Genomic DNA, 20,924 nt, shown 5'->3' on the forward strand with positions numbered 1-20,924 from the left:
GCCCCATGCAGATCCCACAACTCGAAGCTGTTCGTGCAATTGCCAAGAGTGGCTTCAACATGTCGGCGGCCGCGGAGATCCTCAATCGCTCGCAGTCCGGATTGAGCCGACAGGTCAAGGAATTGGAGAGCGAGCTTGGGGTGCGCATCTTCGCCCGGACGAAGAACAACATCGTGGGCCTCACTCCGCAGGGCGAAGAGGTTCTCCGCATCGGCCAGCGAATATTGTCAGATGCCGAGAACCTGCGACGGGTCGGCAGCTGGACTTCCACCGATACGGAAGTCGAGCTCAGGATCGCGACGACGCATGTACACGCGCGATATTTCCTCCCGCGCATCCTGAAGTCGTTCACCGAGCGGTTTCCCGAGACTCTTCTGACGTTGCAGCAACGCGACCCGGTCGATTGCTGTAGTGCCGTAGCGGCGGGCGAGGTGGACATAGCGCTTTCGACCGTCGACGAGCGGCTCCGGCACAAGATCGTCGCAATTCCCGCATACTCGCTGACCTCGGGCGTCTACGTACCGAAGAGGCATCCGCTGCTGAGGGAAAAGGGCCTGACTCTGAAGAAGCTGTCGGAATTTCCGTTCATTGCCTATTCGCCCGCCTTCGCGATGCGCATGGCGGTCGACGACACTTTCGCCAAGGCGGGACTTCGCCCGAGAATCGTCTGCACGGCGACCGATGCCGACGTATGCAAGGCCTATGTTGAGGCCGGAATGGGCATCGCGATCCTCGCAAAACTCGCGTTCGACCCGGCACGAGATACGAATTTGGCCGTTCTCGACGTCGGTTCGCTCTTCGAACCAAGCACCGTCTGCGTGGCCTTCAGAAGAAATGCCTATCTCAGTCGCTCGTTGTACGCCTTTGTTTCGACCTGGGCGCCTCACCTAAGTCAACAGGCGATACGGCTCGCTCTCGAGGGAGCGAAGCCTGGCACAGCCCGCAAGGCGACCGCACTTCCCAAACTCTAGCGGCCTGGCCGATCGCCAAACAGGACGTGTGTGGAGAGTATTTCGAGTGAAGGGACTAGCGGGAGGGTTGGCGTTTCTCTGACAGAGCGGCGATTGCAGCGCGCGCACACCATCGCATCCGCTCCTTGCCAGTTTCGTCCATCGCCGCGTAGCAACTGCTTGCATCCGGGAACAAGCTGTAGAAGATCGCGACAGCGACCCGCTCTTCATCGCTGACGTAACCTGCGGCCCTTTTCAGCGCGTAGTCGTAGGCATCACGCGATGTCCAATCGTCCTGTTCAATATGATCGGCCTTGTCATCGGCCGCGGGCGAGTGCCCGTCGTTCGATCGAATCGCCGAAGACAATTGGCCCCGTGCATACCGCCTCGGCCTGGCCCCCGAGAGTGATTGTTTCGGTGGATGTAGGGCTTTGCCTTGCTGGACAAGGTGTCCCTGCGCAGGACCCGGATCGGTCTGCGTTTCTCCCCCCGCGTGGCGTGCCAACGTCAACATTTCCGCCCCACTTGCATCCGAATCGCCGCTGACGGGCCAGCCTGCAGCCGACCTACCTGGAGGTGCACTATCACGGCTTGTATAAATTCTAGATGGCACGCGAAAATCGGTTGTCATGCAATTGGGTGACAACCAGTATGCAAGCCGTCGCAGCGACGCCGATCGCACCGTGTCGGCCCGCCCTTAGCCTTGGAGTCCGGATGGCTGCGCCCAACGAGAATGACCTGATCGAGTCTTTGTACGAAGCGGCACTCGGACAACGATCGTGGGAGGACGCCACCTTCGACATGGCGAGCATGCTCGGAGGCGAATCCCTTATTCTGTCGGTTCTCAACCCCAGGAACCTTTCAGTCGAAGTCGTCGGTTATCAAGGCCTGACGGCAGACAGTGTGAAGGAGTACCTGAGACTTGCCCATCACGACCCGTGGCTGGCGCGCGCCACCGACAGGGGATTGTTCAATACGGCGGTCATAGGCACTGAAATCTTGCCGGAAGAGGAGCTGGTCAAAAGCTTCATGTACAATGAGTTTCTGCGCCCGCGTACGGGTGTGCACCATCTCCTCGGATCGGTACTCGGCATGCACGATGGTCGCGTCAGCATTGTCGGAACGCATCGACCCCGCGATGCGAAGGATTTCGGCCGCCGCGACGCACGGCGCCTGGATAGGCTGCTGCCTCACCTGAGGCGTGCCCTGGAAGTACGAAGCAAGCTCGAGCAAGCCGGTCAGACCAGCCGCTCCGCCTACTCCGTCCTCGATCAACTGAGCCTCGGCGTCATCATGCTGGGCGTCACGGGGAAGGTTCTGCACGTCAATTCGGCGGCAGAGGTCATGCTGCGCGCCGGGGACGGGTTGATGCGCACGGCCACCGGCCTCCGCGCCGGCAACAATGAAGACAACAAGCGGCTCCAGACACTGATTGCGGGTTTTCGTCAGGACGCGCCGAATGACAGGTCGGCCGGGGGGCACCTCCGAATCCGTCGACCGAGCGGAAAACAAGCCTATGCGGTGATGCTCGCTCCCGCCGCATCGGGCATCGCGCGGACCGGCAAGGTATCGGCCTCCATTCTGGCTTTCGTATCGGACCCCGAGGACAAAATCGTCTCGGACGTGACCGTCCTGAGGGAATTGTTCGGCTTCTCCCAAGCCGAGGGGCGGCTCGTCCTGGCCCTTCTTTCCGGAATCTCCCTCCCGGATTTCGCGCGAAAGGTCGGCGTGACCTACAACACCGTACGTACGCTGCTTGCCCGGGCGATGGCTCGGGCGGAGGTGCGTACCCAGCTGGAACTGGTGCTGAAGGTTGTATCGGCGATGGGAGGCGCCAGCGCGGGCAGACACTCGCAGTGAGTCTGACGTCGGATTGTACGCATTGTCATGCAATCGCGTGACAACCAGGCGCTGCCTTCCAGGTAGGATTGCGTGTTTCGCTTGGGAAATGGCGCGACAGTCACTCAAGTCGTTGCTCATCAGATCAATGAGGCATGCCAATTCACTGGATTGTCGAATCCCGCCGCAAGCTGGTGACGGTCGTTGCGGAGGGTGACGTCGGCAAAGCGGACGTCGAGGCCTATCTCGCCATGATCGACGGCGCGAACCTCTCCGAATGGCGCAAACTGTTCGACGCTCGAAAAGGCCGGCCTGTCCTCACTCAGCAGGATGTGAACGACCTCGGCGCCCGAATCCGCGCCGCTGCTGTCGCACGGGAAGTCGGGCCGTTTGCCTTTGTCAAACCTGAAATGGAGACACCGGAGTTGCTGCGACTCCTCGGCTTCTTTGCTGCCGCCAAAAGGCCGATGAGGGTATTCCAAACGATCGGACCGGCGCAAAAATGGATCGCGACGGTCCCTTGCTGAACACTCGGCTTACGTTGCAGCGCGCAGGTCCCGGGGGATCGGGACTCGAAGAATTTTGCCCGGCCGAGCTTCGTCCCGTGTCGTCTGCCAGTTAGCGGGAGAGACTTTTCAACTGCGCGGTAGAGGCCTCCAGCTCCTCTGTCAGCGCTGCACGTTCGGCTTTGCGCTCGTCTATATAGCGGCTCAAATACCTGCGGCGCCGTCGTATTGCGCCGGCGTCGATTTCGTCAGTGGTCGTCTCGAGCCTGCTCTTCAGTTCGGCATCTTCCGCCCGGCACTTCGCAATATCCGCCTTCACCTCCGCAAGCCGATCGGTGCAGTAGTTGCGTGATTGCACGAGGGTACGAGTCGCATCGCTTGTCACCGTTTGCTCCTTTGCACCTTCCTCGACCCTGCAAATCCATTGCCAAGGTCGGGTCGGGTACCGGGGTTCGTCCTTGCAAATCTGCTTTGAGCTTCCTCGCGCTCTAGGCCGGTAAAGTTCGGCAAGAGAGGGTTGTAACCCATCGCCGTTCAGATGCCAGTCTGAAGAGCAATCGCGTGAGCACCGGTCGACACTCCGAGGTTTTCCGTCATCCTGCCTGTGTCCGCTCATCTGCGGAAGACAAACGCTCCTACAATGGTTGTATCTTCCACGCAATATGAAAGCCGGGCTAGCACCGTTCCAGGCTGGACGACGCCGCGCCGGCACTTTCACTCCCTGGCACCGAGACGAATCCGCGGCGGAAACGGCAAGTGTTTGAGCCGGACGTCGCTATCTCACTTGAAAGTCTACTGCCAACGCCGCGGGCAGGCGGTCTAGCGCATAGGTGCGCATCGCCGTGCCGCTGTAGAGCGCCGTCTTCTCGCCCGCCCCGGCCCTCGCCGTCAGGCGCTTGAAGGCGTTCCACAGGACCGGGTAGCTGCACTGCCCCTTGTCGACCGGGAAGTTGCTCTCGAACATGCAGCGGTCGGCGCCGAACGCCTCGATGCAGGGCTCGATATAGGGAGCCCAGGTCTTTGCCAGTTCCTCCGATCCCGGCGGTCGGGCCTTCCTGTGGAAGTCGAAGCCGTTCACGAACATGGTGAGGCCGCCCAGCTTCACCCGCACGTTGGGCTGTGCCGCCAGTTCCATCATGCGCTGCTTCCACTCCGGATAGACTTCGGCCTGCTTGCCGCGGAACGGACCGATGCCGAGCGGGCCGCCGACGTGATCGACGACGAGGGTCAGTTCCGGCACGACCTGCGCCAGCTTCACGACGTGCGGAAGCTGCGTGTGATAGGCCCAGACATCGAGCGGCAGCCCCTGCTTCGCCAACCGTCGCGCGCCCTCGGCGAAGGACGGATGCTCCAGCGGCCCCGGCGGCTTCATCACCAGGTTCGTCGTGACGTCGGGCGAGGGATGCCAGGCGGTGCGGTTGCGGATGCCGCAGAAGCGACCGCCCGCGGCCGCTCGATGCGCTTCCAGCAAGGGCTCGACACGATCCCCCAAGGTCAGGTCGACCATGCCGATGATGCCGGCGCAGGCGCGCGTCGGCCCGTGACGGCCGCTCGCGCTCACCGCCGCGACGCCGGTGACGAACTCGGTCTCGCCCAGCGACTGCTCCTCGACCGGCCCCGAGGCGCGATACATCTCGCCGCACTGGACGAAGATGGTCGCGCGGATGTCGTGGCCGCTCGACGTATCCGCCAGGAGTTGGGGCAGCAGGTAGGAATGCCCGCCGTCGCGCTCCCAGAGATGATGATGGGGATCGACGATCGGCAGGCCGGGCTCGAGGATCTCCTCCTCGGTCAGCCCAAGCCAATTCTCCCGCACGATGATCTGGCGCCCGTGTCCCAACAGCGGATCGTCTTCGGCCATCTGCTTGCTCCCATTCGATGCGAATATTGGCGCTCTTCACCATGTCGGCGAGGAAGGCGATCCACTTCTCGCGGAAGGCCGTGAATTCCGCAATCGTGTTGGGGCGCGGCCGCAGCGTCCGTCGGCGAATTCTCCGTGGACATGAATTTGAACGAGGCCCATGCTGAGCCCAATTAATGCACAAACAAGTGCGGGGAGGAAAAAGATGGGCCTGCTGTCGATTCGTCTCGGCGTCGCTGGCGTAATCCTTGGTCTCAGTGCAACCTCGGCGCTCGCCGTGGACGGGCCCAAGGTTTCCTGGAACCTCTCCGTATGGGGACCGCCGCGCGCTTTCACCGCCGGCATCGAGACCCTTGCGAGCTACGTGAGCAAGGAAACCGACGGCAAGTTCACCATCAAAATCCACTACGGCGATTCGCTGTCGAAGGCATCGGACAACCTCGACAACATCAAGCTCGGCGCCTTCGAGATGGCGCAGATCTGCACCGGCTATCATCCGGGCAAGCATCCCGGCATCAATGCGCTCGACCTGCCCGGCCTGCCTCTGGCCGACCCGGAAGTCCACGCGATGGTGCACGACGTCTTCTACAAGAACCCCTACATCGTGAACGAGTTCAAGCGCTGGAACGCCATGGTGCTGATGTCGGTCCTGCAGCCGCAGTCGGAGTTCATGGGGACCGGCGATGCACCGACCAGGATGGCGGACTTCAAGGGCATGCGCGTGCGTGCCCTGGGCGGCACCGGCGCGGCCATGAAGAATCTCGGCGCCGTCCCCACCTCGGTCCCCGCGCCGGAAGTCTATACGTCGATGGAGCGTGGCGTGTTCCGGGCCGCGGCGTTCCCGTACACCTACGCCTTCGCGTCGTACAAGATTCCCGAGATCGCGAAGTGGTACACGACGAACCTGTCGCCCGGCGCGAACAACTGTCCGACGATCGTCGCCCTCGATGCCTTCGGCAAGCTGCCGCCGCAGTACAAGGAGCTGTTCGACAAGGCCAAGCCTCTCGCCTATCAGGCACTGATCAAGGCGCATAGCGAGACCGACAAGAAGAACCTGGCCGACTGGGAGAAGAAGGGCCTGAAGGCGATCGTGTATTCGCCGGAGGAACTCAAGATCTTCCAGGAGGTCGGTGCCGCACCGGTCTGGAAGGCCTGGGTCACGGAAAACGCCGCCAAAGGCGTCCCCGCCCAGGAACTGCTCGACCTCATCCTGAACGAAGCCCAGAAGGCCAAGGCCAAGCTCAAGAAGAGCTGACGCGGCAACCGACATGGCCACGATGGCTTCTTCCGGCCAGGCGATGGGCGGGGCAACCCTGGACCGCCTCGATCGCGCCCTGCAGGTCGTCGAGTTCGCGACGGCCGTGGTCGGCGGCGTCGTGATCTTCGGCGTGATGTGGGTCGGCGTCGCCGAAATGATCATGCGCAAGGCGTTCAACGCGCCGCTCTATGGCCAGCTCGACCTCATCGAGCAGACCATGGCGACCTACACCCTGCTGACGATCTCCTACTGTTACCGGAAGGCCGGCCATATAAGGGTCGACATCCTGGTCGGCCACTTCAAGGGACGGCGCAAGTGGATCGCCGAACTGATGGCTTCGATCGCGGCGTTCGCCCTGATCGTCCTGCTGCTGCCAGGTGTCCTGCACTTCTTCGAAAATGCCTACTACATCGGCGATTCGACGATCAACACCCAGTGGCCAACCTGGCCTTCGAAGCTGGTTCCTGTCATCGGCTTCAGCGTCCTCGCCTGCCGGATCGCGCTCGAAATCTGGGCCTATGTGCGGCTGGTCGCCGATCCCCTGGCTGAACCGATCGCCGTACCCGTCGCATCGCACCTGCCCGAGGACGCCTGATGGACCCCATCACGATCGGCATCCTCGGGATGATCGCCCTCACCGTCATGATCGTGGCCGGCATCCGCATCTTCGTGGCGGCAGGACTCGTCGGCTTCTTCGGATTGTGGGCGCTTCGCGGCTTCGACAAGGCCGTCGGCATCGCCGGCCACATCCCCTATTCCGACACCACGAACTACGCGCTGTCGGTCCTGCCGCTCTTTATCCTGATCGGCCACCTCGCCCACCATGCCGGGATCGTACAGGGCGCCTATCGGTGCGCGCGCGCCTGGCTGGGATGGATGCCCGGCGGACTGGCGGTCGCAACGATCTTCGCTGCGGCGGGCTTCGCCGCCGTCTCGGGCGCCAGCACGGCGACGGCCGCCGTCTTTGCCCGCATCTCGATCCCCGAGTTGCTGCGCTACAAGTACCAGCCGGGGATTGCCGCCGCGGTCGTCGCCGCCGGCGGAACGCTCGCGTCCCTGATCCCGCCCTCGGCGATCATGGTCGTCTACGGCATCATCACCGAAACCTCGATCGGCGGGCTGCTGATGGCCGGCTTCATTCCCGGCGTCATTTCCGCAATCCTGTACGCCTCGATCATCGTCGTGCGTTTCAAGATTAATCCGACGCTCGGCCTGTCGGTGCATGGCGTCCCCTGGCGCGAGCGGTTCGTCACACTGCCCGACGCGCTGCCTATCGTGTTCGTGATCGGCGCAGTGATCGGCGGCATGTACACCGGCTGGGCGACGCCCACCGAGGTGGGCGCGCTGGGCGCCTTCATCGTCTTCGTCATGGCCTTGCTCAAGAGGTCCCTCACCGGGCGCGGCCTGCTCGACTCGCTGCTCGATACGGTGAAGCTCACGGTGATGATCTTCTCGATCATCTGGGGCGTCCTGATCTTCGTGCGCTTCCTGGCCTTCGCCGGCGTGTCCAGCAGCTTCTCCGACTGGATCGTCGCGATCGGCGTGTCGCCCTACCTCGTGCTGCTGTTCGTGATCGTGCTCTACACGGTGCTGGGCATGTTCATGGACGGCATCGGCATGCTGCTGCTCACGCTGCCGGTCATCTTTCCGGTCATGATGAAGCTGGACTTCGACCCGATCTGGTTCGGCATCATCGTCGTGAAGATGGTCGAGGTGGGCCTGCTGACGCCGCCGGTCGGCCTCAACTGCTACGTCGTGAGCGGCGTCCGGCCCGACATCCCGCTGCAGGCGATCTTTCGCAACGTCTGGCCGTTCGTGCTCATGGACTTCGCCTGCGTCGGACTGTTCACCCTCTTTCCCGGGATCGTCACCTTCCTTCCCAGGCTGACGATGAGCGGGACGTGACGCCAACGCCTCAGGTCGCTGCAGTCCCCCGCAAGGCCCGCACGACATAGCGGTTCAGACGGCGTGCAAAGGCCGCCGGATCTGACGGGATTTCGCCGTCGAGGATGCAGGCCTCGTCGAGCAGCAGGTTCGCGAGATCCTCGACGTCCTGCGCGCGGTCGTCCTTCTTCGCGGTGGCCAAGGCCCGTACCATCGCGTGCTTCATGTTGAGCTCGAGGATGGGCCTGGCGCCACTGCCGCGGTTCTGGCGTTCGAGCAGCCGCTCGAGTTCGCGGTCTCGGCCCTGGGCGCTCGCCACCAGGCAGGAAGCGCTGTCGGTCAGGCGCGTCGAGGCCTTCACGTCCGCCACCTTGTCGCCCAGCACCCGCTTCGCAGCCTCCAGCACGGCGGCATCGTCCTCGACGGCATCGGCGCCGGCGTCCCTGGCCTTCTCCTCGTCGACGAGCGGGATCAAGCCGAAATCGACCTCGCCCTGGCTCAGAGACTTGAGCGGCTTGCCGTCGAACTCCTGCGGCAACGTCGTCCAGAAGGCATCGACCGGATCGGTCAGCAGCAGCACCTCGACGCCCCGTGCCTTCGCGGCCTCAAGCTTGGGATTGGACTTCAGCCTGTCGAGGCTGTCGCCCACGAGGTAGTAGATCTCCGTCTGGTTGGGCTTCAGGTCGGCCACGTAGTCCTTGATCGAGCGCGGCGTATCGCCCGCCGTCGAGGCGAAGCGCGCGAGGCCGAGCAGTTGTCCGCGCCGCTCCTGGTCCTCGTACAGCCCTTCCTTGAGGATAGGGCCGAAGGTCTCCCATATTTTCCCGAACGCATCGGCATCCTTGATGGCGGTGCTTTCGAGTTCCGACAGGACGCGGCCGACCAGGCCCGAGCGGATCTGGCGGACCTGCGGATTGTTCTGCAGCATCTCGCGCGACAGGTTGAGCGGCAGGTCCTCGCTGTCGACCACGCCGCGCACGAAGCGCAGATAGGCCGGCAGCAGCTCGGCATCGTCGGTGATGTAGACCCGGCGGACGTAGAGCTTCACCCGCCCCTTGCGCGCCGGATCGGTGAGATCGAACGGCGGCATGCTGGGCACGAACAGCAGCACCGCATAGGACTGCCGTCCCTCGACCTTGTAATGCAGGGTCAGCGCGGGCTCGTCGAACGCCATGGCGAGCGAGCGATAGGCCTGCGTGTAGTCCTCCGGCGTCACTTCGGATTTCGAGCGCTGCCACAGGGCGCTCGCGGCGTTGACCTGGCGCGCCTCGCCCTTGTCGTCGATCAGCTCGATCGGGAACAGCACATGGTCGGAATAGGTGCGCACGATGCGCTCCAGCTCGTAGGGCTGGAGATAGCGCGCCGCGTCTTCCTTGAGATGCAGCACGATCTCGGTGCCGCGCGACACGCGCGCCGCCTGCTCCGGCGTCGCCGGCGACACCTCGAAGCCGGCGCCGCTTGCCGAGGTCCAGGTCCAGGCCTCGGCCGAACCGGCGCGGCGGCTCGTCACCTCGATGCGGTCGGCCACCATGAAGGCGGCGTAGAAGCCCACACCGAACTGGCCGATCAGCCCCAGCCCGTCCTTGGCGTCCTTCAGCCCCTTCAGGAAGGCCTTGGTGCCGGAGCGCGCCAGGGTGCCGAGATTGTCGATCAGCTCCTGGCGGTCCATGCCGATGCCGTTGTCGGCAATGGTGAGGGTCTTGGCGGCGGCATCGGGCTTGATCCAGATGGCCAGGCGTTCGTCACCCGCTAGAAGCTCGGGCCGGGAGATGGCCTCGTAACGGACCTTGTCGCAGGCGTCGGAGGCGTTCGACACCAGCTCGCGCAGGAAGACGTCGGTCTCCGAATAGACCGAGTGGATCATCAGGTTGAGGAGCTCGGCCACCTCGGCCTGGAACTGATGCTTCTCCGGGCCGCCCTGGGCCGCTGATCCGTCGCCGTTCATTGCGCTTGGTTCCCTCGCGGTGGATTTTCCGGCGGTGGATATAGGAAAAGGAGCACGGACGGCAAGGGCCGGCGGCCCCTACCAGGTCATGCGAACGCCGACAGTGAAGGCATGAGCGTTGTCCTGCCCAGAGACCTCGCCCTCGTAGCGGGCGTAGACGTTCATTCCCTCGGCGACGGCGGTCGTCGCGGCCAGGCCCAGCACGACACCGTCGCGCTGCGGCGCCACACCGTAGGTCGTGAAGGGCGCGACCGGCGCCCCGGCGAACGAGGCCGTCACCGGCCGCGCCGTATCGGCGTATTCGTGGCTCCAGCCCAGCCGCACCTTCATCGCGAGGCGATCGCGCCAGCCCAGGTCCATCGAGCCGCCGAGTTGCGCGCCCAGCACGGTGCGCAGCGAGTTCGTCGTCTGCTGCGCCACCGACAGGTTGAGCGACCCCGCCCCCGTCTCGGTGAAGGCATTCTGGGTGCCGGTATAGGCCTGCAGCCGCACGAACGGCGTCACGAAGGCCTCGGCGAGGCCGCCGAGATCGAAACGGTAGCCGGTCTCGACCTGGCCGTAGACCTGGTTGGCGCCGGTGAGGCCGTAGGCGGTGCGCGGCGCCAGACCGGGGATCGCGATGCTGCGCCACATCTGGTTGGCGCTGTAGGCATAGCCCGCGATGGCGTCGGCGTAGACCTTGCCCTCGCTGTAGTTGGCGTAGAGGCCCGCCTGGAACGTGTTCGAGTTGCCACTGCCGCTGAAGCCGGCGACCCACTGGTTGCCGTTCTGATAGCCCACCGTCGCGCCGATGCGCAGGCCCTGCGCCACGAGCCGATCGAGGCCACCCGCGAAGCCGGTCACGTTGTAGGTGAGCGCGCCGCTGTTGCTGCCGCCGTTGCTGATCGTGCCCAGCCCACCGAGCGCACCGCCCCAAGCGCCCCACAGGGCGGGAGAAGCCGTGTCGCAGGCGACATCGCAGGCTTCGGCCAGTGCGACGCGGTTCGAGCCGTCCAGACCGCCGCCACCGCCAGCCTGTCCGGCGAAGTTGCTGAGGAAGAGCTGGGTGCCTTGGACCATCGAGCTCGAGAAGCCGGAATAGTTCTGGCCGCTGATGGCGTTCATCACCGTCTGGCCCTGCTGGGTGGAAAGGCCCGCGAGCGCCGTGACGACGGTGGCGTAATCGCCGGTCGCATTCGGTGCTGTGGCGTCGAGCACCGCGCCGACCGCCGCCTGGTTGGGCGTCACGGCCGCCTGCGCAAAGCCGCCGACCTGCAGGTTGAGGTAGGCGTTGTTGGCGTCGTAGCTCAGCGTCGGGATGAGAAACGGCAAGGTGCTGGTCGCCGACTGAAAGGCGCCGCTCAATCCGCCCGTTGCCGTCACCAGCGTGTAGCTGGAGCGGGGCGCGAAGGTGCCGGGCTGGGCAATGACCTGCAGGCCGCCGTCCAGTCTCGCGGTGCCGTCCACCACGAGCCGATCGGCGGCGGTCGGTGACACGCGCATTCCCATCGTGCCGGCCGCCGTCTGGACGAAGGTGCCGCTGATCTGGTGTGTCGCGCCGGCGCCGGCGGCGCTGATGCCGAGCCAGCCGCTGTTCTCGAAGCGGGCATAGGATCCGGCCGCGATCGACACCAGGCCGTTGATGATGCCGTTGTTGACGACGATCGATCCCATCGCCGTGGCGTCGGTCTGGATGGCGTATCCGCCCGGCGCGGCGTTGATCGTGCCCGCGTTCAGCAGCGTGCTGAAATCGCCCGACATCTGCACGGCTGTGCCGCCGGCCCCCGTCACGCCGATCGTGCCGTAGTTGGTCACGACGCCATAGGTGCCGTTGCTGATGCCGATGCTGTTGGCCCCCGTCATCAGGATGGACCCGTTGTTGACGACGTCGTCGCCCGCGCCGTTGATCGCCACCGCGCCGGCGGCACCGGAGGTGAGATTGGCTGAATTGGTGACGGGATTGTAAAGCCCTGGGATGTTGACGGTGTAGGCCTTCGTCACACCCCCCTCGACGTACACGCCGATGACGGTGCCGCCATAGGTCGAATTTGCCGACGTCACCTCGGCGCCCGACACGGTGATCTCCGTCCAGGTCGCAACGCCCGCCGCATCGACGGAGACGGCCCAGGCATGTGGCCTGAGGTCGGTGCCGATGGAATCGGCAACAAGATTATAGGTATTGGCCCGGCCGCCGCTGGTGATGCCCTCGAAATGCGTGAAGAGGGAATCCGGAGCATCGTATCGCGTGAAGATGCTCGTCGTCTGATTGTAGATGTAGCCATGCTCCGTCGGGATGAGCACAGGCCCGGGTCCCGAGTTTTCGCCGTAGCCGCCGGCGATCTTGTTGCCGTAGACGCCGTAGGCCGTGGTGCTGACCGCCCCCGGCTTGTTGTTGGTCGTGAACGTCCCCGTCGGGATGTCGTAGACGAAGGCGTTGCCGGTCGCGAGCATGGTGTCGTAGTTGCCGACGACCTGATTGCCGAAGTTGCTGTGAGCAATCGTGAACAGCGTGAGATTGCCGGGGGTACTGGGATAGCGCAGCGTCGTGAGCTGCGATGCGGACGGCGCCGCCGCATCGAACAGATACCCGAGATCGTAGGGGCTGGAGGCCGCCGTTATGTAGCTTCCGACGACACGCAGGATGCCCGTGGAAGATCCGAAACTCGGACCATAGGGCGTGCTGCTGAGGGCACCGGGATAGTTCGACTGGTTCGCCGTCGCCGTCGGAAACGGATTGATGGTGTCGGCGGGCACTCCGAAGAGCAATCCCCCCGTATTGCCGCCGCTTCCCGGGATCGAGTAGTTGCCGGTCATGTTGCCACCGCGAATGCCGGTGACCGTCGTGATGTTGCTGTTTCCGTATTGATAGGTCTTGAAGCTCAGTTGGGCCTGCGCCGTTCCGGGCAAGGTGCAGAGAACGACCATGCCGATCTGAAAGCCGACGGTGAGCAACGAGCCGCCAACGGCGCCTCGGATCCCGGTCTCGCCCATGAACTGTCCTCGCTCCGGTCGGCTTTGGATCTTGTCACCAAGCTAACGACCGGCAAGGTACCCGGTCGCCCGGCATGCAAGCAAACAAAGTCTGAAGGAACCGCTCCCGCGTCGACCGGAATGGAGCGTCCGACGCGCGGCGGCCTGCGCGCAGCCTCTTCGTGGGGAAGTCGCTCCGGTCAGCCCTTCTGCTTGGCCCGCTCGATTGCCTCCGTGATGAGGCGCCTCGCTTCGTCCACGTCGCCCCATCCCAGTAACTTCACCCACTTGCCGGGTTCGAGATCCTTGTAGTGGATGAAGAAGTGCTCGATCTGCTGCCGCGTGATCTCCGGCAGGTCGCCGACGGTCTTCACGTGCACGTAGCGCTGGGTCAGCTTGGGCGACGGCACGGCGATGATCTTCTCGTCGCCGCCGCCATCGTCCTCCATGCGCAGCACGCCGATCGGCCGCACATTGATCACAGCGCCGGGAATGATCGGACGGGTGTTGGCGACCAGCACGTCGATCGGGTCGCCGTCGTCCGACAGGGTGTGCGGCACGAAGCCGTAATTCCCCGGGTATCGCATCGGCGTGTACAGGAAACGGTCGACCACCAGGGCACCGGCTTCCTTGTCCATTTCGTACTTGATGGGCTCGCCACCGATCGGCACTTCGATGATGGCGTTCACGTCGTCGGGCGGCCGGTGGCCGATGGCAATGGCTTCGAGTTTCATGGCGCGATACTTACCGGAGCCGCGCCAAACCGCAAAAAGGAAACCGGCGGCCCTCGCAGGCCGCTGGTTCTTTTTTTGTCGCAGACGGCCGTCGGGTCGTCGACGTGTGCGGCGTCAGCCGCGGACGCCCCAGACGATCGCAGCGCCGATGCACAGCGCCAGCGTGACGACACCGGCCATCTCCGCGTAACGGAGGTAGGTCTTGCGCAGAACCTCGAGCAGTTGCTCGGGTGGATAGCCCGGCGGGAGATCGGCGCCCTTGTCGAGGAGCACCCAGAGTTCCGTCGACTTGTGATTCCACCTGGGCGCGTTGTAGGCAAACAGGCCGAGCACGACCCCGTGCAGCGCCTGGAGGACTGCTCCAGACTTCAGGCAGAGCAGCAGATCGTAGGACAGGCCAAGCATGACCATGCAGATCGCGAGCAGCGCGAATCCGCAGCCGCGACGCACGATGACATCCGCAAGATACTCGATCCTGTCCATGCCGGCCCTTGGACCCAGACTATTGCACGGCACCCGATATGAGCAAGACGCGGACCAGGGCGGGAAAGCAGAGCACGAGCGCGACCAGGGCCCACACCCAGTTCGGGCCGGGCGCCTCGCGCGAGGCGGGAAAGCCACGCTCGATCAGGGCGGCCGGCACGCCCGACAGGAGGAGCGTCGTCGTCGCCACGATCAGGCTCGCGAAATAGAAGGTGACGCTCGGATCGTTGGGCAGCCAGGGCGGTGCCCAGATCAGGCTGTAGGCCGCGACGAGATGGACCAGCGGCGAGAAGATGCCGTTGAAGACGGCGAGCCCCAGCACGAGAGCGAAGACCTGGTGACGGAGCATCTCAGCCCCCACCCGCCAGGCGCGGCGTCATGCCGGCCGAGGCCATGGCGAAGTAGATGCCGGTGCGCAGCCAGAACAGCCAGAACGCGGTGATGAGGGGCAGCCAGCGTTGCCCGAGCGAGGCCGGCGTGACGAAGCCGACCGCGGCGATGGCCCAGCCGGTGAGCCAGACGAAGGAACGCCAGATGTAGTTCCGAGGCTGCAGGGCCGGCACGAAGAACGCGAGCATCCAGCGCCCTATGCAGGCCCAGGCCACGAGCGACAGCCCGTAGTTCAGGATCCAGAAGGGCAGGTAGCCCCAGAAGAAGTCGGGTTGGTTCATGTTCGCAAATGGAAAGGGCGAGGCTTGCGCCCCGCCCTCACTCTCATTGGATCGAGGCGGCCGTCAATGGGCCGCTTCGGCATTGCGCACCGATCCCGCGGGCACGCGGATCGAGTCGATGAAGTCCTGCATCTCGGCCGATGCGGGCTTGCTCACCCAGCCGGCGATCAGCATGGCGATGAACGCCGCCGGGATGCCGAAGATGCCGACCGAGATGTTGTTGATGCCCCAGATGTACGCAACGTCGCGGCCGCGGATCTTGACGATGTTGATGTCGCCCATCCAGCTCAGGCTCTGCTTGACCCACGGCCCGTAGAACTCGGTCGCGATCAGGAAGAACATGCAGAGCCCGAAGCCCACGATGATGCCCCAGATACCGGCCGCATCGCCCGCCCTCTTCCACCAGATGCCGAGGACGAGGCCCGCGAACAGGCCGGCCGCCGCCATCGAGAAGGCCCAGGACACCAGGAACAGGATGTCCGCCCCCAGCGTGCCGGCCACGTAGGCCGCGACCAGAGCCACCAGGCCGAGCAGGATCCGGCTGATGACCAGTCGCCGCTTGGTGTCGGCGTTGGGGTCGATCATCTTGTAGTAGATGTCGTGGCTGAGCGCGTTGGCGATCGCGAGCAGCAGTCCGTCCGCGGTCGACAGCGCGGCGGCGAGGCCACCGGCCGCGACCAGTCCGGAGATCACGTAGGGCAGGCCGGCGATTTCCGGCGTCGCCAGCACGACGGCGTCGGTGTGCAGGCGGAACTCCGAGAGCTGCAGGATGCCGTCGCCGTTGCCGGTGACGCCCTTGCAGAGCGCGAAGGTCTGGGCGGCATTGGCGCCGTCGCAGGCACCGACCAGCCCGATGCTGCCCCACGAGGAGACCCAGGCCGGCAGGCTGGCGATCGGCTGCCCGATCACGTGCTGGTACACTTCCAGCTTGGCGAAGGCCGCGTAGGCCGGTGCCGTGAAGTACAGCAGGAAGATGAAGAACAGCGACCACGCCACCGAGTCGCGCGCCTGCTTGACCGACGGCGTGGTGAAGTAGCGCATGAGGATGTGCGGCAGCGACGCCGTGCCGACCATCAGGCAGAGGATCAGGGCGAAGAAGTTCCACATCGCCGTCGGGCTGTAGGCGCCCTTGGCATCGGTGAAGGCCGAGGCATAGGGCTGGGCCACGCCGAAGGTCTTCTCCAGCGCCTCGATCTTCTCGAGCGCCTGACCATACATGATCTGCGGGATCGGAACGCCCGTGACCTTGGCCGACAGCACGACGACCGGGATCAGGTAGGCGATGATCAGGATGATGTACTGGGCCACCTGCGTCCAGGTCACCGCCTTCATGCCGCCCAGCATCGAGCAGAGCAGGATGCCGAGGAGGCCGACGAAGCAGGCGAGCTGGAACGGGATGTCGAGGAAGCGCGCGGTGATGATGCCGACACCGACGATCTGCGCCACGACATAGGTGAAGGAGGCGGTGATCAGCACCACGACGGCCAGGGCACGCGCCACGTTGCCACCGTAACGTGCACTGAAGAAGTCCGGCACCGTGAACTGCCCGAACTTGCGCAGGTACGGCGCCATCAGGATCGAGACCAGAACGTAGCCGCCGGTCCAGCCCAGCACGAAGGCCAGGCCGCCATAGCCGCCGAAGTAGAGCGAACCCGCCATGCCGATGAACGAGGCGGCGCTCATCCAGTCCGCGCCCGTGGCCATGCCGTTGTAGAAGGCGGGAACGGCGCGGCCGGCGACATAGTATTCGTTGACCTCGGCGGTCCTCGCCAGCCAGCCGATCAGCGCGTAGACGCCGAGCGTCAGGAAGATGAAGAGATAGCCGAGGACCCGGTTCGGCACGCCCAGCAGTTCGAGCAGGCCGATGAAGATCGTGAACCCGATGAAGGTTCCCGTGTAGAGGGCGTAGATGCGCCCGAGATTGGCGAGAAACCCGCCCTGGGTGGCAGCCATGGTCGTTCCCCCGTCACTCGTCCTGGACGCCGAATTCGTGATCGATCCTGTCCTGCGACTTGGCGTTCCAGACGCACATCAGGACGAAGGCGATCAGCGAGCCCTGGGCCGCCATGTAGTAGCCCAGCGGAAATCCGATGATCCGGATCTGGTTGAGCTGCGGCGCCCAGAAGTGAATCACGAAGCTGAAGAAGAACCATGCGGCGAGGATGACAAGCATCAGCCGCTTCGTTTTCTCCCAATAGGCGGCCTGTTGCGAGGCCGTCAGTCTGCTTTCCGCCATGTGCTCGTTCCTCCAAGGACACGCTGGAGGCGCCGCTGAACCATCACCGTTGCGATGAGTTGGGGTTTTCCCCGAACGTACGCTTACTCCCCATCGCCCGGTTGTTCGGACGCCTTGTTTCTTGCTTCTCGTTTACTCAGACTGCGTGAACGTACATCACTGTCGGGGAAGGGCGCTCCCCTACCTTAGTCGAATAGCCATTCACAGGCGGCGCAGCCGACGAGACTCAGGATGCTGGCAGGGCTCAAGAGCTATCTTTTTCCGACGCGAATCCGTTCGCGCGCCCAACTCACGCGCTTCGTCAGCGGTGAGGCGTCGTACGTGGCACAACGGTCGACCTACGAATTCTCGCGCAATACGCTCGCCTGGTTCGGCCAGTCGGCCTTCGGCGATCCCGCCTTCAACGACGCCTTCGCGGTCTGCCGCTGGGAAGCCTTCGCGGCAATCGCCGCCGACATGACCTTCGTCGTGCGGTCCTTTCTCGACGGCGGCCCCGAGCTCGATCCGGCACTGGTCCGTATCTACGCGGACGCGCTGGGCGAGTATCCGGCGCCGGTCCATCGACCCGGCGGCTGGAGCGATCGCCATGCGGCCCTGCTCAGCCGCTTCGCCGGCACCCCGTCCGATTATCGGCTCGACTTCAAGGCGATAGGACACCGGACCGGCATCATGATCCACGAGCACGTGCCGGCCCGCTCGAAGAACGCCGAGGAGGAACGCCAGGTGCTGGCCGCTGCCGTGACCTTCGGCCTGATCTCCTTCAACGATCGCCTGCCCCGCCGCCTCGATGCCGATGCGTTGCGGAAGGCGCTGGGCCCCGCAGCATGATCATCGCGGACATCTTCGATCGCTTCCTCGCCGCCCGGCGCAGGCGTCAGCGGCCGCGAACGCCGGCCCATACGCCTCTCGAGGCACTCGAGATGGTCGCCATCGACAGCGAAACCACCGGACTGGAGGTCAGGTCCGCCCGAATCGTGTCCTTCGCCGTCATCAGCATAGCAACGGGCCTCGACGTCGAGCCGCGCCCGAAACTCGACCTTCTCGTCGACCCGCGCGTTCCCATCCCTGCCGGCGCGACGGCCATTCACGGGATCGACGCCGGGCGCGTGGCCGGCGCGCCGTCGATCGCGGATGTCTGGGATGAGCTGACGGCGGCGCTGGCCGATCGCATCGTGGTCGGCCACCACATCGGTTTCGATCTCGCGATTCTCGCGGCCGAAGCGCGCCGGATCGGCCGGCCGTGGCGGGAGCCGGCAAGCCTCGATACTGCCGCAATGGCAGCCGGACTGGGGCTACCGGTCGATCGTCTGGATCTCGTCGATCTTCTGGCGCGCCTCGGAGTAAGGCTGCGCGGGGAACGGCATACGGCAGCCGGCGACGCCCTGATGGCGGCCGATCTCTTCGTCGCGATCGCCCACCGGCTGCGCAGCCAGCAGCGCGCCACGCTGGGTGGTGCGGTCGGGCTGCAGCGCGGGCCGCTTGCCTGACGCCATGCGCACCGACTCGCTGCGCAGAATCGACAGCTTTCCCTATCGCCACCGCGTGGCCGAACTCATGTCGGCGCCACTGGTCTCGGCCCTGCCGGAGGCGACCGTTGCCGAGGTATCGCGCCTCATGAGCAAGCGGCGGATCAGCTCCGTCGTCGCCGTCGACCACCAGGGCCGCCCCAGCGGAATCCTGACCGAACGCGACATCCTGCGCATCGTCGCGACGGATCCGGCACTGCTGTCGCGCCAGTTCGGCGAGGTCATGAGTTACCCTGTACACACGGTCGGCTCCGGCGCACTGGCCTATCGTGCGATCGGCCGGATGTCACGCCACGGCGTGCGGCATCTTGCGGTGGTCGACGACGACGGCCGCGCCGTGGGGATGCTGACGGCCGGAGCGCTGCTCAAGCAGCGCGCGACGCTCGCACTTACCCTCGGCGACGAGATCGAGCAGGCGACCGAAGCGGACGCGCTACGCGAGGCGCACGGGAAGCTGCCGTCCCTTGCCGCCGCTCTGCGTGTCGAGGAGGTGCCCGCAGTGCAGGTCTCGGCTGTTGTCTCCGGCATCGTGTGCGATCTCACGGCCCGCGCCGCGGCCCTCGCGGCAGCCAGCATGCCTGCTCCGGCGCCCGCGCCCTGGTGCCTGCTGGTGCTGGGCTCGGCGGGCCGAGGCGAATCCCTGCTCGCGGCCGACCAGGACAATGCGTTGATCCACGAGGGAGACGAGCACGATCCGTGGTTCGGGACCTTCGCCGACCGTCTCAATGAGATGCTGGCGACGGCGGGCATACCACTCTGTGCCGGCGGCGTGATGGCACGAAATGCGGCCTTCCGTGGCACGCCCGCCACCTGGCAAGGAAGGGTCGGGCAATGGGTCGACAAGCCACAGCCAGGTGCGCTTCTCAACGTCGATATCTTCTACGACTTCGTTCCGGTCACCGGCGAACGGCGCCTCGCTGCCGAGCTCCGTGGACACGCGATGGCCGCAGCTTCCCGCTCGCCGCTGTTCCTCCGCCTGCTCGCCGAGGCCGGCGGCGACGCCAGCGGTGCCTTCGGCTGGTTCAATCGAGTGCGCACCGAAAACGGGCGCATCGACCTTAAGCGTCATGGGCTGTTTCCGCTGGTCGCCGGCGCCCGCGTTGCGGCGCTCGCCTGGAGGATCGCCGCGCCGGGCACCGATGCACGGCTCGCCGGCGCTGCGGCAAAGGCCGGCCTGGCGGCCGACATGGCGGACGATCTGGCCGCCGCGCGGGCCGTACTGGTCGAGGCGATCCTCGACCAGCAAATCGCCGACATTGCCGAAGGGCGGCCGCCATCGAACCATGTCGAGCTCCGCCGCCTGGGCCGGCGCGGCGCACATCGGCTGGCCAAGGCGCTCCGGACGGTCACCACGATCTCCGACTTCGTGCAGCGAACCTTGAGCAACCGCCGGCCCGAACAAGCGGCTTGATACCGGCGATGACAATGGCCACCCTGCTGCCATGGCCGATGGCGAGCGTTTTCTCGTTGCCGACGATCACCCGATGGTGCGCGACGCCCTGGCGTCGGCGCTCGGCCAGACGTTTGCCGGCGCGCAATTCAGCATGGCGGGCACGCTGGCCCAGGCGCAAGCCGCGCTCGACCGGCAACCCGACACCGACGCCGTGCTGCTCGACCTCGACATGCCGGGCATGGACGGGCTGACCGGGCTCGCACGCCTGCGGTCCGAGCATCCGACCGTGCCGATCATCATCGTCTCGGCGGCCCGCGAAGCCGGTGTCGTCCAGCGCGCCTACGAGTTCGGTGCCTCCGCCTATATCGACAAGTCCGCCCCGCTCGAGGAGATCGCGGCCATCGTCCGCGCCGTGCTCGACGGCGAGATCTTCGCGCCGCCCGAAGGCGCCACGGTCGACACCTTCGCCCAGCGCGCCGCGCAGCTCACGCCGCAGCAATGGCGCGTGCTGGCCCTGATGGTGCAGGGCGATCAGAACAAGCAGATCGCGCACAAGCTCAGCGTCGGCGAGGCGACCGTGAAGGCGCACGTGACGGTGATCCTGCGCAAGCTGGGCGTCCGCTCCCGCACCCAGGCCGTCATCGAGGCACGCGGACTCGCACTGCCGACCGACACGATCAGGACTTGAC

At 65.2% G+C, this 20,924-nt stretch carries 21 protein-coding genes; 10 read left to right on the forward strand and 11 right to left on the reverse strand.

Going from position 1 to position 20,924, the window contains the following annotated elements; all coding sequences use genetic code 11:
* Window positions 1–5: 5 nt before the first annotated feature.
* Window positions 6–971 carry a LysR substrate-binding domain-containing protein gene (locus Q7V45_RS02440; protein ID WP_304846383.1) on the forward strand — a complete coding sequence of 322 codons (966 nt, stop codon included), beginning with the start codon at window positions 6–8 and terminating at the stop codon, window positions 969–971.
* A gap of 55 nt (window positions 972–1,026) precedes the next feature.
* Here the strand turns inward: Q7V45_RS02440 and Q7V45_RS02445 are convergent, their stop codons facing one another.
* Complete coding sequence (locus Q7V45_RS02445) at window positions 1,027–1,317, reverse strand: hypothetical protein (protein WP_304846386.1); 291 nt, start codon at window positions 1,315–1,317, stop codon at window positions 1,027–1,029.
* A 347-nt stretch (window positions 1,318–1,664) separates the two neighbouring features.
* Here Q7V45_RS02445 and Q7V45_RS02450 point away from each other — a divergent pair, with 347 nt between their 5' ends.
* Window positions 1,665–2,810 (forward strand): hypothetical protein, encoded by a 1,146-nt coding sequence (locus Q7V45_RS02450; RefSeq protein ID WP_304846391.1) that lies wholly within the window; start codon window positions 1,665–1,667, stop codon window positions 2,808–2,810.
* A 134-nt stretch (window positions 2,811–2,944) separates the two neighbouring features.
* Window positions 2,945–3,316 carry a hypothetical protein gene (locus tag Q7V45_RS02455; protein ID WP_304846394.1) on the forward strand — a complete coding sequence of 124 codons (372 nt, stop codon included), beginning with the start codon at window positions 2,945–2,947 and terminating at the stop codon, window positions 3,314–3,316.
* 91 nt (window positions 3,317–3,407) lie between these two features.
* On the opposite strand, the gene Q7V45_RS02460 is transcribed toward Q7V45_RS02455, so the two are convergent.
* Together Q7V45_RS02460 and Q7V45_RS02465 are read right to left on the reverse strand one after the other, a co-directional pair.
* Window positions 3,408–3,680 carry a hypothetical protein gene (locus Q7V45_RS02460; protein WP_304846397.1) on the reverse strand — a complete coding sequence of 91 codons (273 nt, stop codon included), beginning with the start codon at window positions 3,678–3,680 and terminating at the stop codon, window positions 3,408–3,410.
* Window positions 3,681–4,070: 390 nt separating this feature from the next.
* The gene (locus Q7V45_RS02465; protein WP_304846400.1) at window positions 4,071–5,156 is read right to left on the reverse strand and encodes an amidohydrolase; all 1,086 of its coding nucleotides are present in this window, start codon (window positions 5,154–5,156) and stop codon (window positions 4,071–4,073) included.
* 205 nt (window positions 5,157–5,361) lie between these two features.
* Between Q7V45_RS02465 and dctP the strand changes: the two genes are divergently transcribed.
* Genes dctP through Q7V45_RS02480 form a run of 3 tightly spaced genes read left to right on the forward strand, consistent with a single transcriptional unit; the run spans window position 5,362 to window position 8,319 of the window.
* The gene (dctP, locus tag Q7V45_RS02470; RefSeq protein ID WP_304846403.1) at window positions 5,362–6,411 is read left to right on the forward strand and encodes a TRAP transporter substrate-binding protein DctP; all 1,050 of its coding nucleotides are present in this window, start codon (window positions 5,362–5,364) and stop codon (window positions 6,409–6,411) included.
* 13 nt (window positions 6,412–6,424) lie between these two features.
* A complete protein-coding gene (locus Q7V45_RS02475; protein WP_304846406.1) occupies window positions 6,425–7,009 on the forward strand; it encodes a TRAP transporter small permease subunit in 585 nt (194 codons plus the stop codon).
* On the forward strand, window positions 7,009–8,319 hold the full coding sequence (locus Q7V45_RS02480; protein ID WP_304846409.1) for a TRAP transporter large permease: 1,311 nt from the start codon (window positions 7,009–7,011) through the stop codon (window positions 8,317–8,319). The genes Q7V45_RS02475 and Q7V45_RS02480 overlap by 1 nt, the downstream gene beginning before the upstream one ends.
* A 10-nt stretch (window positions 8,320–8,329) precedes the next feature.
* On the opposite strand, the gene htpG is transcribed toward Q7V45_RS02480, so the two are convergent.
* The 8 genes from htpG to Q7V45_RS02520 form a co-directional block, all read right to left on the reverse strand.
* Window positions 8,330–10,243 (reverse strand): molecular chaperone HtpG, encoded by a 1,914-nt coding sequence (gene htpG, locus Q7V45_RS02485; RefSeq protein ID WP_304846412.1) that lies wholly within the window; start codon window positions 10,241–10,243, stop codon window positions 8,330–8,332.
* Window positions 10,244–10,321: 78 nt separating this feature from the next.
* Window positions 10,322–13,213, reverse strand: a complete 2,892-nt coding sequence (locus Q7V45_RS02490) for an autotransporter domain-containing protein (protein WP_304846415.1) — start codon at window positions 13,211–13,213, stop codon at window positions 10,322–10,324.
* A gap of 179 nt (window positions 13,214–13,392) precedes the next feature.
* Window positions 13,393–13,926: an inorganic diphosphatase gene (gene ppa / locus Q7V45_RS02495; protein ID WP_304846418.1), complete on the reverse strand. Its 534-nt coding sequence runs from the start codon at window positions 13,924–13,926 to the stop codon at window positions 13,393–13,395.
* 114 nt (window positions 13,927–14,040) lie between these two features.
* Window positions 14,041–14,409, reverse strand: a complete 369-nt coding sequence (locus Q7V45_RS02500) for a hypothetical protein (RefSeq protein WP_304846421.1) — start codon at window positions 14,407–14,409, stop codon at window positions 14,041–14,043.
* 19 nt (window positions 14,410–14,428) lie between these two features.
* Window positions 14,429–14,758, reverse strand: a complete 330-nt coding sequence (locus Q7V45_RS02505) for a hypothetical protein (protein WP_304846424.1) — start codon at window positions 14,756–14,758, stop codon at window positions 14,429–14,431.
* A gap of 1 nt (window position 14,759) precedes the next feature.
* Window positions 14,760–15,080: a hypothetical protein gene (locus Q7V45_RS02510; protein ID WP_304846427.1), complete on the reverse strand. Its 321-nt coding sequence runs from the start codon at window positions 15,078–15,080 to the stop codon at window positions 14,760–14,762.
* A 63-nt stretch (window positions 15,081–15,143) separates the two neighbouring features.
* A complete protein-coding gene (locus Q7V45_RS02515) occupies window positions 15,144–17,033 on the reverse strand; it encodes a sodium:solute symporter family protein (protein ID WP_304846430.1) in 1,890 nt (629 codons plus the stop codon).
* 13 nt (window positions 17,034–17,046) lie between these two features.
* Complete coding sequence (locus tag Q7V45_RS02520; RefSeq protein ID WP_304846433.1) at window positions 17,047–17,316, reverse strand: DUF4212 domain-containing protein; 270 nt, start codon at window positions 17,314–17,316, stop codon at window positions 17,047–17,049.
* A 231-nt stretch (window positions 17,317–17,547) separates the two neighbouring features.
* Here Q7V45_RS02520 and Q7V45_RS02525 point away from each other — a divergent pair, with 231 nt between their 5' ends.
* The 4 genes from Q7V45_RS02525 to Q7V45_RS02540 are packed head-to-tail and all read left to right on the forward strand — an operon-like array spanning window position 17,548 to window position 20,923.
* Window positions 17,548–18,144, forward strand: a complete 597-nt coding sequence (locus tag Q7V45_RS02525) for a hypothetical protein (RefSeq protein ID WP_304846436.1) — start codon at window positions 17,548–17,550, stop codon at window positions 18,142–18,144.
* Window positions 18,141–18,803, forward strand: coding sequence for a 3'-5' exonuclease (locus Q7V45_RS02530; RefSeq protein ID WP_304846439.1), 663 nt, complete (start codon window positions 18,141–18,143; stop codon window positions 18,801–18,803). Before Q7V45_RS02525 ends, Q7V45_RS02530 begins: the two co-directional genes overlap by 4 nt.
* Window positions 18,796–20,253 (forward strand): DUF294 nucleotidyltransferase-like domain-containing protein, encoded by a 1,458-nt coding sequence (locus tag Q7V45_RS02535; RefSeq protein ID WP_304846442.1) that lies wholly within the window; start codon window positions 18,796–18,798, stop codon window positions 20,251–20,253. Before Q7V45_RS02530 ends, Q7V45_RS02535 begins: the two co-directional genes overlap by 8 nt.
* A 31-nt stretch (window positions 20,254–20,284) precedes the next feature.
* Complete coding sequence (locus Q7V45_RS02540) at window positions 20,285–20,923, forward strand: response regulator transcription factor (RefSeq protein ID WP_304846445.1); 639 nt, start codon at window positions 20,285–20,287, stop codon at window positions 20,921–20,923.
* The last annotated feature ends 1 nt before the right edge of the window (window position 20,924 follow it).

This window comes from Reyranella sp., from assembly GCF_030651995.1.
Classification (GTDB): Bacteria; Pseudomonadota; Alphaproteobacteria; order Reyranellales; family Reyranellaceae; genus Reyranella.